12 protein-coding genes and 2 pseudogenes are annotated in these 13,329 nt (G+C 52.2%); 6 read left to right on the top strand and 8 right to left on the bottom strand.

Annotation, left to right across the window (positions count from 1 at the left end):
- Positions 1–23: 23 nt before the first annotated feature.
- From HUO07_RS14425 to HUO07_RS14445, 5 genes are all read right to left on the bottom strand, one after another.
- Entirely contained in the window at positions 24–767 is a 744-nt protein-coding gene (locus HUO07_RS14425; protein ID WP_176304177.1) for an SIMPL domain-containing protein, read from the bottom strand.
- 171 nt (positions 768–938) lie between these two features.
- Entirely contained in the window at positions 939–1,781 is an 843-nt protein-coding gene (locus HUO07_RS14430) for a fumarylacetoacetate hydrolase family protein (protein ID WP_176304178.1), read from the bottom strand.
- A 22-nt stretch (positions 1,782–1,803) separates the two neighbouring features.
- Positions 1,804–2,544 carry an SDR family oxidoreductase gene (locus HUO07_RS14435; RefSeq protein ID WP_176304202.1) on the bottom strand — a complete coding sequence of 247 codons (741 nt, stop codon included), beginning with the start codon at positions 2,542–2,544 and terminating at the stop codon, positions 1,804–1,806.
- 191 nt (positions 2,545–2,735) lie between these two features.
- A complete protein-coding gene (locus tag HUO07_RS14440) occupies positions 2,736–3,740 on the bottom strand; it encodes a methyltransferase (RefSeq protein ID WP_176304179.1) in 1,005 nt (334 codons plus the stop codon).
- A complete protein-coding gene (locus HUO07_RS14445) occupies positions 3,737–4,561 on the bottom strand; it encodes a methyltransferase domain-containing protein (RefSeq protein ID WP_176304203.1) in 825 nt (274 codons plus the stop codon). The genes HUO07_RS14440 and HUO07_RS14445 overlap by 4 nt, the downstream gene beginning before the upstream one ends.
- Positions 4,562–4,849: 288 nt before the next feature.
- On the opposite strand from HUO07_RS14445, the gene HUO07_RS14450 reads away from it, so the two are divergent.
- From HUO07_RS14450 to HUO07_RS14470, 5 genes are all read left to right on the top strand, one after another.
- Complete coding sequence (locus HUO07_RS14450) at positions 4,850–6,589, top strand: HD domain-containing phosphohydrolase (protein WP_176304180.1); 1,740 nt, start codon at positions 4,850–4,852, stop codon at positions 6,587–6,589.
- Between the two features lie 60 nt (positions 6,590–6,649).
- On the top strand, positions 6,650–7,672 hold the full coding sequence (locus HUO07_RS14455) for a LacI family DNA-binding transcriptional regulator (RefSeq protein ID WP_340162502.1): 1,023 nt from the start codon (positions 6,650–6,652) through the stop codon (positions 7,670–7,672).
- A 90-nt stretch (positions 7,673–7,762) separates the two neighbouring features.
- Positions 7,763–8,746, top strand: a complete 984-nt coding sequence (locus tag HUO07_RS14460) for a sugar kinase (RefSeq protein WP_176304181.1) — start codon at positions 7,763–7,765, stop codon at positions 8,744–8,746.
- Positions 8,747–8,793: 47 nt separating this feature from the next.
- Positions 8,794–9,768, top strand: coding sequence for a 2-hydroxyacid dehydrogenase (locus HUO07_RS14465; RefSeq protein WP_101146668.1), 975 nt, complete (start codon positions 8,794–8,796; stop codon positions 9,766–9,768).
- Positions 9,765–10,454: an HAD family hydrolase gene (locus tag HUO07_RS14470; RefSeq protein WP_176304182.1), complete on the top strand. Its 690-nt coding sequence runs from the start codon at positions 9,765–9,767 to the stop codon at positions 10,452–10,454. The genes HUO07_RS14465 and HUO07_RS14470 overlap by 4 nt, the downstream gene beginning before the upstream one ends.
- A 20-nt stretch (positions 10,455–10,474) precedes the next feature.
- Here HUO07_RS14470 and HUO07_RS14475 read toward each other — a convergent pair whose 3' ends face one another.
- From HUO07_RS14475 to HUO07_RS22240, 3 genes and pseudogenes are all read right to left on the bottom strand, one after another.
- The gene (locus HUO07_RS14475) at positions 10,475–11,683 is read right to left on the bottom strand and encodes an amino acid deaminase (protein ID WP_176304183.1); all 1,209 of its coding nucleotides are present in this window, start codon (positions 11,681–11,683) and stop codon (positions 10,475–10,477) included.
- Between the two features lie 24 nt (positions 11,684–11,707).
- Positions 11,708–11,846, bottom strand: a pseudogene (locus HUO07_RS21760) (mannonate dehydratase); the annotation flags it as partial.
- A 63-nt stretch (positions 11,847–11,909) separates the two neighbouring features.
- Positions 11,910–12,035: pseudogene (locus HUO07_RS22240) on the bottom strand (hypothetical protein); the annotation flags it as partial.
- 257 nt (positions 12,036–12,292) lie between these two features.
- Here HUO07_RS22240 and HUO07_RS14485 point away from each other — a divergent pair.
- Entirely contained in the window at positions 12,293–13,072 is a 780-nt protein-coding gene (locus tag HUO07_RS14485) for an OBAP family protein (protein WP_246286683.1), read from the top strand.
- Positions 13,073–13,329: the final 257 nt, after the last annotated feature.

Raw genomic sequence — 13,329 nt, forward strand, 5'->3', positions numbered from 1 at the left:
CCCTTGGCGCGTTCCAATTAAGCCTAGTCCTGCAAAGAATGGTCCTGCAAAGAATAGTCCACCGTGGTGACGACGCGGACGCGTTTGGTTTGTGGCGTGTAGCTATCCAGATCTTCAATGGAAAAGTAGCCTTGAGTGGCCTGACGAATCTGCCCCACTTGGCTACCGGAATCTTCAGCAAACTGCTGTGCGGCGTTGCGCGCATCCGCCGTTGCCGCTGCAATCATTTCGGGTTTGATCGCATCCAGGCCGGTAAACAGGAATTCCGTGCGGTATTCATAGCTGGGTGAAAGCAGCACGCCTTCACGAACCAGCGAAGTAGCGCTAGGGATCGCCTCAATCACGCCCTCGACATCAGGTGAGCGCAGTAATAGCGTTGCTTCAGCCCGGTAACGCTCGTCTGGGCGCTGGCCGCTATATTGATTGCTAAACTGATCTGTAATTCGCGGCGGAGTGGAACTGACATGCTCCGGCGCAAATCCCTGGCCCTGAAGGAAAGCGCGAATCGACTGCTCGTCATCGGATAGCTGTCGCTCCAGGTCACTCAAGGTGTTGGCGCTGACACTGTAGTTGAACGGCCATAGCACTAAATCTGCTGGCACTTCCCGCTCTGACAAGCCGCGCACCGTTACGCTGCGGGAGGACTGCTGCCACACTTCAGCAGCCCCCTTGATATAGCTGCCGCCGACAACTAGTCCCAGCGCCAGCAACCCGCCAAGCAAAACGGCACTTGCCAGTACCACCGTATTTCGAATACTGCCCGCCATTTCAGCCACTCCCACAAACTGCCGTTAAATTAACGACTACTTATTTGCATCGTAGCCCTTAAAGATAGACCTTAAAGGTCAATTCGTCGGCGGCTGATTGAGGCAAGTTTGAGGAAGCGGTGAGTATTAGCGATCGTGGCTATTGGTGAGCATACCACCGCCTCGTCGCGTTCAGGCTTGTACGACGCGCTGCTGCTGCTCACCCAAGCCTTCGATACCTAAGCGCATTTGCTGCCCGTCGCGTAGGTAAACCGGGGGCTTCTGGCCCATTCCTACACCTGGTGGCGTTCCCGTTGAAATCACATCACCTGGCTGCAGGCTCATGAAACGACTCAAGTAACTGATCAGAAAAGGCACTTGATACACCATGGTGCGTGTACTGCCATCCTGGTAACGCTTGCCGTCCACTTCCAGCCACATGCTCAATTGATGAGGGTCAGCCACCTCATCGCGCGTGACCAGCCAGGGCCCCAAGGGGCCAAACGTATCGCAACCTTTGCCCTTGTCCCAGGTACCACTCCGCTCCAGCTGGAACTCACGCTCAGACACGTCGTTGACCACACAGTAGCCAGCCACATGGGACATAGCATCGGCTTCATCGATATAACGACCGCCTTTGCCGATAACCACGCCAAGCTCAACCTCCCAATCGGTCTTCTTCGAGTCGCGAGGTATTTCAACATCGTCATTGGGGCCACAGATGGCGCTGGTCCATTTGTTAAAAATCACGGGCTCTGGCGGCACCTCGGCGCCGGTTTCTGCCGCGTGGTCGGAGTAGTTGAGGCCAATACAGATAAACTTGCCGACCCGACCCACACAGGGCCCTAGACGCACATCCGCCGCTACCTCAGGCAGGGCAGAAAGACCCGTATCACGCAGTGTCTGCAGCGCTTCATCGCTCAACAGGTCACCGGCGATATCGTCAATGACGCCCGAAAGATCACGCACCTTTCCCTGGCTATCGAGGATGCCCGGCTTTTCCTGACCAGACGCTCCAAAACGTAAAAGTTTCATAGTGTTATACCTTATTAAATGATCAGTTTGCCCAGCCGCCATCAATCAGTTGTGTGGTGCCTGTAATAAACGCTGCTTCATCGCTGGCCAGGAAAGTGGCTAGCGCTGCAACTTCCTCCACCCGCCCCAGCCTGCCCATTGGCTGGCGCGCAATAAAGGAGGCCAGAACATCAGCATCGCTGCGCCCCTCTTTACTCGCCTGCTCTGCAATACGCTGCTTTAACGAGGGCGAGTCGACAGTGCCTGGGCAGATGGCATTGCAGCGAATACCTTGGGTCATGAAATCGGCGGCGACTGATTTGGTGAGCCCGATGACGGCGGCTTTGGAAGCACCGTAAGCGCAGCGGTTCGCCACCCCTTTAACACTGGATGCCAAAGAAGCCATATTGATAACGCTGCCACCGCCGTTTGCCAACATGCCTGGCAAAAAAGCCTGCAAGGTATGAAACATGGAAGTGACATTTAAATCCAGCGAGCGCTGCCAGGTAGCCTCATCACACTCGAGTACGGAGCCACCGGCCACCATGCCCGCACAGTTGAAGAGTATGTCCAGATTAGGCAGTGAGCTAGCCAGTTCATGAATCGCTTTGCTGTCCGTTACATCCAGACAGTAGGCATCAACGCCCTCCACACCTTCTAGCGTGGCAATATCGATATCTACTGCAAATACGCGCGCACCTTCAGCTACAAAGCGTTCGGCGGTAGCGCGTCCAATGCCATTCGCAGCGGCGGTGACCAGTGCATTTTTGTTGTTGAGTCGCATCATGTGGCACATCCCTGGTAGCGGCATGACCCAGAATGGTAGGCACATGCCTAGAGTCGGAACATCTGACTGTATGATAGCTTGACCAATAAATCGAGTATGGACGAGCAACTTTGGCCCTGGCAAGCGTACCTAGGGCCAAATAGCGGCTTATGAAATCTCATTTTTAGTCGAAGCTGGTGGCGGTGAGGCTAGCGACTTAGTTGCTTTGCACCGTATACCTTGAAGCGGCGATTATCCGCCAAGATATGAAAATCTTGAAAAGCGCGCTGTAAGTGATCGGGGTAAGGCAGAAAACCATTCGCCACAATGACCAAACGCCCACCAGTGTTTAGGTGCTCGGGCGCTTGGCTAATTAAGCGCTGGCTGGGGCCATAGCTGATATCACGCTCTTTATGGAAGGGGGGATTGCTGACAATCCAGTCGAACTGTTCGCCCTCAAGTGCGCTGAACACATCACTACACAGCACGCGCCCCTCTAAACCATTCGCAGTTAAAGTGCGCTTACAGGCTTCTATTGCAAAGGCGCTAACGTCTACGGCGGTCACCAGATGACCTCGCTGGGCCAACCAAGCGCTGACAATACCGTCGCCACAGCCCATATCCAGTACTTTGAGCGGTTTTTTCGGCAAGCTATCCTCAATGCTTGCCAACATTAACAGCGTTCCTTCATCGACTTTGCCATGGCCAAAGACACCGGGATGGCTGGCCAACGTTAAACCCAGCGCTTCAATGTTTTGCCAAGCGCTATCACTAGCTGAATTTAACGCAATAGTATGGGTGGCAAAGAGTGAACAGCGACGCGCGTTATCGCGCTTGTCCCACGTCATTCCCAGCTCATCCAGCATCTTAGGAACGCGCTTGATCCCCCCTTGATGCTCGCCCACAATCTCTAACGGCGTGCCGCTAGGTAGCTGTTCACATAACCACTTCAGCCACCAGATACCTAACTGATGGGCTTTTGGCCAAAACAGCACCACTTCTTTCCCTAATGGCTCTCCCGGGGCCAAGTCAAAAGGTGTCCGGGCTTGCTTGCCCTTTGCCTTCCACTCATTTAGCACCGCAAAATCACCGCTCAACACGCCCGCTGACTGGTCAATAAGCCAGCTATCCACAGGCGGGCCTACGACCCATAGCGCTGCGTACTTATCTCTTTGGCGCTCTAATAACTGACACGCAGGGGCTTGGGCACTCATTCAGGGCTCTCCGGTTTCGTTAATGTGTACAGTAGGTAACGACCCAATCGCCAGTGCGGGTCTTGGCGACAGTACTGTTTCTCCAGCGCCAGTAGCGTTTCTTTTTCTGCAGGCGTTGCGGGGGGATGGCGTAAGTAATCTTGAAACACCCGGATGCCAGCGACGGCATCTATTTTCAGTCCGTTTGCTGCGCTCCACTGGACAATGTCGTTGTGCGTTATCGGCGAAATGGGCGTTAAACGTTGCCGTTTTCCTTTCCCCTCCAATCGGTCACTCAACGCCTTCTCAAGATTGCCTTTAACCACATTAGAGAAACGCAGCGCATCGCGATTAAACACCATCAAGCTAAGCTGGCCACCAGGCGCCAGCAGATCACTTAGGTTAGCCAGGGCTGCTTGCGGGTCACCCAGCCACTCCAACACTGCGTGGCAAGTAATCAGCGACCATGGCCCCGGTGCCTGCGGGGGCAGATCCTGCAAGGACGCTTGTCGGTAAGTAATGGAAGAGTGAGGTAGCGTGGGATCATCGTGATGCCACTGTTGGGCATAACTGAGCATGTCTTTCGAAGGCTCCGCCATGGTTACCTTATGCCCACGCTTGGCAAACCACGCCGTTTGTTGGCCCAGACCACCGCCCACGTCGAGGACGTTCTGCTCGTTTAAAAGCAACATTTGCGGCAATAAATAGTCAAGCATCGCTAAGCGCAACTCGCCACGGGGTGCCTGATAGAGTGAACGAGAGAACTTATCGGCCAAGCCATCGAAATAGCGATCGCCAGCCTCTGTTAAGTCATAGCTTTTTGGCACATCGTTTGGGTGCATACCGTGGGCATCGCTTTTGCGAGAAAAGGCGCAGTTTACCTGATTCGTCCTGCCCAGCCGAACGGCATACTTCACAACGCCTCTTATAGCAAAAAGCTATCAAAAAACCACCCTACATAACAAAAATAAAAATGAATAGATTTGCAAATAGGCGTTAAATGATGGCTAATCAACTCATCAATAGGTATTTCCGAGGGTAAAGGGGGGTTAACGCTACTATAATAATGCTAATTTGTAAAAGTCATCACCAAGACAATAGCTAACTAAAAAAAATATGGTGAATATGACATGTCAATCCATACAGCAACACCAAACGCCACAAGCCAAATACTAAAGTCGCTACTTCACAAAGACCACACTATTTCCATTTTTTCTAAAGAAGCGGCTTACGCTATTGAAGCAACCGCTATAAAAACAGATCTGGACGGCGGAAAAATAACATTAGAAATAACTTATTCTGGCAATTCCCTATCTCCTTACTTAAAAAACGATACCATTTGCTTTGACATTGAAACGCTTCGGCACGGCACCGGAGAAGAGGAGCAAATCTATAATATTGAGCATGTGCCTGCTCACGTGACCAAAATTGATACCTGCACTTATCACTTGGAGTGCCAACTCCCCAATTCGATTTTTGCCTCCGACAATCGCGGCGCTCTACGTGTCCCTTTCATTCTTGGCATGCAAGCCCGTGCGCACCTTAACGTTTTTTTGCATGAGCTTTACCTTGAAGGCAAGGTACGCAATTTATCGGTGGGGGGCTGCCTGGTATATGTCAGTCTTGAAGACAGCATGGCACTCACCGTCAATCAGATACTGCCAGGCGTGACCCTCGAGTTTCCCAATGGCGATACCTTCACGGCCGAGGGGCGTATCCGTCATATGCGTCCTTTTGGTAGCCATGATTATGCGGCCATTGGTATTGAGTTTATTAATATGACACCCACTATGACCGAGACACTTTTCCATTATGTATCGGAATCTGAGTTCGAAGCCGCTTTTCGTTCGGGCCTGCAAGATAATGCTTCACGGGTGAAGTCACGGCTTTTTATAGCAGATGCTAAAGAGAAGAAGTTACAGCACAAAGAAGAGCGGGAGCAGATCCAAAACACCCAAAAATCTCCGTTACTAAGAGGCATTCAGGAAATCGCTCACCAAATACAAGTCATATTAATGTTTATTAAAAGCAAAAACTTGCTGCCTGAAGAAAGCCTATATGAATGTGTTGATAGTCTCCTATATATGATTAACCAAGATCAGAAAGTAGTGAAGTACGCTCTGGCATTTTTGCACAACGAGCCCGAGTGGGTACGCCATGCCGTAAAGGTGGCGAGTCAACTAGCGATGATATTAATCAGTCGTGACCCACACAACTCTCAGACACGAGAAGCGGTAGCTGGTGCCCTATTGCACACCATGGGCAAGCCACTACTGATTAGTGAGAAACTGCCCTCCCTTAAAATGCATATTTCACCGTCACAAACGGAAATACTTAAAAGCCACGTGCAAGCACTGGATCATAAGCTCTCAAGCCTTGGGTGGACGCCCAGCCCTACCTGCCGTGACATTATTTTAAATGCTAACGAGCGTCTGGATGGCAGTGGCTATCCAGACGGTAAAACCGCAGATGTATTGTCAGAGCGGGTGCGTTTAATCAGTGTCATAAAAATTATCAACAAATTAACCCATGAGCGAAACAGTCAACAGCCACGACAACCGCTTGATGCCTATCGCTGGGTTAATGACCTTCCTAATCTTTATGAGAAATCATTACTTGTGGAGTATATCCAACACTTTGGCCTTTACCCCATCGGCAGCTTGGCTAAATTTTCAAACGGTTTTCTAGCCTGGATTATGGACGTTGACGCTAAGGGTATGCCCTGCAAAGTAAACGTTATTAAAAATTTATCTTTCAAAGATACGTCTATTGATACCGTCCTTGAGAACAATGATTTCACCCAAATTGGTCGACTGGAGGGCACGGTGAATCCCTCCGAGTACGATATTCATATGGTTAATCACGCCTAATTGACTAGGTACCGTTGCTTTTGATGTTAAGTATAATCAAAATGGAACCGTTACCATTTCATGAAGACCATTATGTCATCTGCAGGTCGGCGTTCTACCATTCTTGAAGTCGCTCGTTTAGCCGGTGCTTCAAAAACCAGCGTTTCGCGCTATTTTGGCGATGAACGGGAACGTCTATCGCCCACTCTTCAGGACCGCATTGCCCATGCAGCAAGCACCCTAGATTACCAGCCCAACCAAATGGCACGTGGATTGAAGGGTGGGCGCTCCAAACTCATCGGAATGCTGGTAGCGGATATCCGCAACCCTTTTTCCGTGGCGATTACCCACGGTGTCGAACAAGCATGCCGCCAGTACGGCTACTCATTATTGGTATGCAATACCGACAACGATTCTGAGCAGGAGCGCCAGCATTTAGACCTTCTAGGAGCGTATCAGGTGGCAGGCTTGGTGGTTAATGCCACCGGCAGCCCCGAAACCCAAATACAGGCGTTCATCAGACATGGAACGCCAGTCGTGCTGCTAGACCGCGAAGTCAGCAATGTGGATGCAGAAGTAGTAGGGCTTGATAACCAGCTAGCGATTGATAGCGCACTTGATCACCTTTCTGCCCAGGGTTACCAAGCCGTGTTGTATGTCAGCGAAGCCCCTGAGCAGTCGAGCACACGGCAACGACGGCTGGCCTGCTTTAACCAGGGAGCCCAACAGCGTGCGTTAAGCCATGCAACGCTACTGTTAACAGGTGACACCAACACGCGCCAGGCGCTAAGCCATTTTTTAGCCACCCATCCTCAACACGCCTGCGCCGTACTATGTGGCAACGGCAATGTGACCTTGACGGTAACGCGCCTTTTCCAGCAGCTAGGTCTACCCCTTGGTCAAGTCGGCTTAATGGGCATTGATGAACTCGACTGGTGCGATCTAGTGCCTCCTGGCATTACCACGCTTGCCCAGCCAACCGATGCTATCGGGAAAACGGCGCTTCAATGCTTGAGGCATAGAATTACATCTCAAACATCGCCGCAGCCGACAACATTGAGTTTTACACCTACCCTAATCGCAAGAGGCTCCACCCGGCGTTAGCATTTTATGATCGCCCAAGCTTTATAAAAGCAACACAAATGGTATCGTTCCCATTAACCGACGACCAACAACATCAAGAGATGACTGACCATGTCCCACTCCTTTACTAACCCACCAGAAATCCTCACTTTTGGCGAAGCCATGACCATGTTCGTGGCTGACTCCCCCGGCAAGCTTTCCGAGGTTGAGCATTTCCAGCGCCGGATTGCAGGCGCAGATACCAATGTGGCGATTGGTCTGGCGCGTTTAGGGTTTCATGTCGGCTGGTTAAGCCGTGTGGGCAGTGATAGCTTTGGCGACTTTATTCGCAATACGTTAGAAAACGAAGGTCTGGATTGCCGTCATCTTCATACAGATACCAAGCACCCCACCGGGCTACTTTTTAAAGAGCGTGCACTTGGCGGTGCAGACCCAAAAGTGGAGTATTTTCGTCGCGGCAGCGCAGCCAGTTACCTAACCCCACAAGACGCTAGCGAAATTGACTTCGGCGCCCTGCGCCATGTACATGCAACGGGCATTCCCCCCGCCCTCTCCGCCTCTGCCCGTGAACTCGCTCACCATACGCTTAAAGAAGCCCGAGCTAAGGGTGCCAGTATTTCTTTTGACCCCAATCTACGTCCCAGCCTGTGGGCCAGTGAAGCTGACATGCGCGAGACGCTCAATGCCCTTGCCATGCTCTCCGACTGGGTATTACCTGGGCTTTCAGAGGGCCAACTTCTCACTGGGCAGAAGACGCCTTACGACGTAGCAGGCTACTATCTGGATCAAGGCGCCTCGGCGGTGATCATCAAGCTGGGGCCGGAAGGTAGTTATTATCGCGGCAACCTAGGTGGGCAGGAAGAGAGCTTTACGGCAGACGGTTGCCACGTAGCAGACGTTGTGGATACCGTAGGTGCTGGCGATGGTTTCGCTGTCGGCGTGATCAGCGCCCTGCTTGACGGTTGCTCGGCACGTCAAGCAGCCCAACGGGGCAACCTCATTGGTGCTCAAGCCATTCAGGTGGTTGGCGATATGGAAGGCCTGCCTAACCGCCAGCAACTTCAAGCGCTTGAAACCGATCAACCCACTGCTTAATTCGCCCCGTTATGCTTTATTAAGCGCTTTATAACCAGGAGACAACAATGAAAAAACAACTAGTGGTTCAAGGACGACTCAGCGATGCTCAGTTAGCCGAGCTTAGCGGCTTGTTTGAGGTGGAGGTGCTGCCGAAAACGACCGCACTGAATGATCCTGCTAATCACGCTCTACTGGCTAACGTTCATGGCATTATAGGTTCCGGCTTAGCGATTACTCCTCAGCTTTTAGACGCAGCGCCTAAATTGAAAGTCATCGCGACTATCTCTGTTGGTTACGACAACATCCCTGTTGATGAACTGACCAAACGCGGCATCATGCTATGCAACACACCAGATGTGCTCACTGAAACCACCGCCGATACCGGCTTTACCCTGATCATGGCCACGGCTCGCCGGGTAGTTGAATTAGCAGAGTGGGTCAAAGCCGACAAGTGGCAAGCGAGTATTGGCCCTGCACTGTTTGGCAGTGATGTACATGGCAAAACCTTGGGCATGGTCGGGTTTGGGCGCATTGGTCAGGCGGTCGCCCGGCGTGGTGCCCTAGGGTTTGGTATGAAAGTGATTTACTCCAACGCCTCTCCCAAGCCTGAATTAGAAAGCGAATTAGGCGCGCAGCGTCGCGAACTCAACGAGCTGCTAGCCGAGGCCGATTTTGTCTGCGTGACGGTCCCACTCACGGCCGAAACCGAACGATTGGTCGGTGCCCAGGAGTTCGCGCTGATGAAACCTTCGGGCATTTTTATCAATATCGCCCGAGGCAAAGTCGTCGATGAAAGCGCTTTAATAGACGCCTTGGAAAACGGCGTTATTCAAGCAGCCGGGCTGGATGTATTTGAGCAGGAGCCGCTACGCGCTACGTCACCGCTGACGAAGATGCCCAATGTGGTCGCCCTGCCTCATATAGGCTCCGCCACCCATGAAACCCGCGACGCCATGGCCCAGCGCGCGGTGGACAATATTCGCCTAGCGCTGCAGGGCGAACGCCCAATTAGCCTAGTGAATGAGGAAGCCTGCCGATGAGTACTGATAAGTCCCCATCCTCGCCTTTCTGCTTACTCTTCGACTGCGACGGCACCCTGGTGGATAGCGAAATACTGCTTGCCGAGGTAATGGGCGCGATCCTTCCCGAATTCGGTTTACCCTTCTCAGCACAGCAGTATATGGACGAATTTAGAGGGGTACGTTTCCAGACGATTGTCCAAATGCTGGAAAACCGTTTTCAGGCGTTAGAAGAAGACGCTTTTTCCCAGCTTGAGGCGGGTATGCGAACACGTATGGAAGCGCGCATGCGCGCTGAACTTATCGCGATACCTGGCATGCCCGCCGCGTTAGAACAGTTAAGCAACCACCCTAAAGCCGTGGTATCTAATGGGCCAGAGCGCAAAATTCGCTGCGCTCTGGAAAGCACCCAGCTGGGTCATCACTTTGCAGGTAATTTATTTAGCGCTTATACCCTCAATGTCTGGAAACCCGACCCTGAGCTTTATCTTAAAGCGGCGGCCGCCATGGGCTTTGCCCCCCAACGCTGTATTGTGATTGACGATGCGGCCGTGGGAGTGGAAGCCGGCCTGGCGGCAGATATGCACGTTATTCATCTCAACCATTTCCCGAACGAGGAAAGCACCCCTGAGGGCGCCGTGGGGATTCATCACGCAAGCGAACTGCCAGCGGCAATTTCACGCTTATCGACCGCCGCTATCGCTTAGCGGCAGGAGCGAGGAGGCTTTTAAAAGCAAGTCGCCATGTGTTCTTTCACGTTCAAGGCGTCATCGACCAGCAGCAGTTGACGCCATTTATCGAACGTTAGGCACGGGTGAGAGGCCCCAAACGCCACAATGTCACCGATCTCAACGTACTGAGCATCGTCCGGCAGCCGCACGAACGTGTGCTGATCCATGATTTTCGTCACTTCCCAGCCAGCCACCGATAACGGCTGCGCTGGCGTACCAGCTTCCCGGTAGCGACGCAGGACAATGGGCAACTGATCATGTCCGATATCACGCTTACCTAGCGCCACAATCGCAAGCCCAGGTTCGGGAAGCGACTGCACCTGGGCAAAAACTTCCAAGGCAGGCACAAGTCCCTGTTGCAAATCCGGCCGACGGGCTAATACCGCCGATTGCGCTTCACGATAAAGCCCATGGTCGTGAACGATGTAGCAACCTGGGCGTAGCACAGGGGTAAACTTCCCCTGCAGTGGTGCGCCCTGAAAGGACTCCGCAATCACGTCATACCAGGCGGAACCTGACGCGGTGACAATCGGGTTTTCTTCAGCAAAGCGTCCAGCAGCTTCAAGCTCTACGGCAATATCCACCAGGTAGTTAGCATAGGTACGAATACCTGATTCGGGGTTATCCCCGTGAACCACACCTTCATAGCCCTCCAGGCCCACGAGGGAGAGCGCTGGCTCATCAGCAATGGTCTCGGCAAGCGAGAGAACCTGCTGCTGATTGCGGCAGCCACACCGCCCTCCGGCCACGCCCACTTCAATCAGCACTGACAGCGTCAGCCCCCGATCGGCAAAAAAGCGCCCAAGCTGGCGCACGTTCTCATGGCTGTCGACTACGCAGTAAAATGTAGCACCCTGCTCAATCAGACTGGCGATAATGGCCATATTGGCCTGGCCCACCAATTGGTTCGCCATCACTATTCGGGTGATGCCATTGGCAAAGGCAGCACGACACTGGGGTGCAGTGGCAAGTGTGATACCCCATGCACCTGCCTGGATCTGTCGATGGAAAAGCGCGGGCGTCATGGTGGTTTTTCCATGGGGCGCCAAGTTAGCACCGTGAGCCTCTGCAAAGCGCTGCATCCACTCTAGGTTATGAGCTAGTGGGCCTTCATGCACCACGGCAGCGGGAAGGCTGACACCGGACAACAAATTAGGGCCTACCTCCACCACGCCTTTATCTACTACTAATCCATGTGAACGCATACGCTTCCTTTAGAACGTAGCCACTTATCTGAGTGTTAACTGACGCATCCCGCGCAGTTCGGCTAGGCCGCTCAGGCTCCCGTAAAGCGGGTAGCCGGGTGCCGGTATTGCGCTGTCGATCATCAAGAAGCTGGTGGCCGTGATCCGGGCGCAGCGGTAAACGTTCCTGCTCGGCTAGCTGCGCCACCTCTTGGTGTTTTCGCTTACCATTATTCGGCATATTGTCGCAAGAGAGCACCGTAAAGAGGGCAATGCCTTTCTCACGGCGCCGCGCCAACGCTTCCACCAACAGCCCTGGGGCGGTGCGCGGCTGCTGGGGCAAGGCAATATCGACAATAACGAATGGGGTCATCAACTCTTAACCCACCGCTCGCAGGGCTTAAAAAGTAGCCCTTCTCAGTCACTGTTAGTCGCCCCCTGCTCTTCCAATTTATAAAAAACAATGGTCTCTAACAATGATTCCGTAGTCCCTTCACTGCAATGCATCAGACACGCGGCGGTTGGCGTAATTTATCTAAGATCAAACATGGAGCACTCAATTGAAAACCACCGGTAACGGGCTAACCTAAAAAATAGCAATATGTTTATAGCCAAATAGTAGGTGGTTTTATGCTCAACATTAATGGCTTTCATTACGGTACGTTTGTCGCATCGATCTTTACTCTAGCTGGTTGCACCGGCATGGGGGAGACGCACTCGACTACTGAGGTTCCTGGTAGAGCTGAGAGTGCAAAATCTCAACTATTAGAAGCAGGAGCAAGCATGATGCAAACAAACGCTCCCCCATCGCGTCTTAATGTTTACCTCGTCGGTTTTCACCCGTTAAAAAAAGAGCCACTGCACCAGTTTGAGGCCCATCACTTCTGTGATCAGGTAAATGAAGACTTCTTACAGTGCGCTCTTTACGACGGCAATACTGATGATGCGAAGCTAAACGGTATTGAATACATCATCTCTGAAACACTCTTCGAGCAACTCCCAGAAGAAGAGAAACAATACTGGCATCCGCATAATGGAGAAATCCTTTCAGGCCAGTTGGTAGCTCCTAATTTACCAGTAGCCGCCGAACATGAACTTATGAAAAGCAAGGTGAACAGCTACGGTAAAACATGGCATACGTGGGGTACAGCGCATAGTGAGGATAATGAACTTTCATTACCCCTTGGAGAGCCCTCTCTGGCGTGGTCGTTCAATCGTGACGGTGAGGCGAAACCAAGACTGATTGAGGAACGCGACCAACGGATGGGCATTGATACAGAAGAACGGCGCAGAGCACGGCAAGATTTAGTGCCATTAGCAAAGCCACAAAGTGGCATTGATGCCTTGAAAGGCGAGTTTCCTGGGCCGACACAGCCAATTCCTGGCGTCGAGGCCAAGCCTTCTTATTAAAATAGTTTGGCGAGAAAATCTAGCCGAAGATCTAGGTTACCGACTACGGCGTCACACATAAAACGGCCTATATCTAAACGTGCTGCTGGCTAACTGCACATGCTTGCGCTTTAACTAATTGGGCTGAAAATGTCCTCTATGAACGGCGCCTGTCACTGAAAGAAATTTAAAGCAACCGGGAGTAAATAAAGGAAACTTAAAGTAACAAGCTGGACATGAATTCTTAAAACTAGCTAATTTCTCATCCCTCTACGTAA

The organism is Vreelandella maris (genome assembly GCF_013371085.1).
Classification (GTDB): Bacteria; Pseudomonadota; Gammaproteobacteria; order Pseudomonadales; family Halomonadaceae; genus Vreelandella; species Vreelandella maris.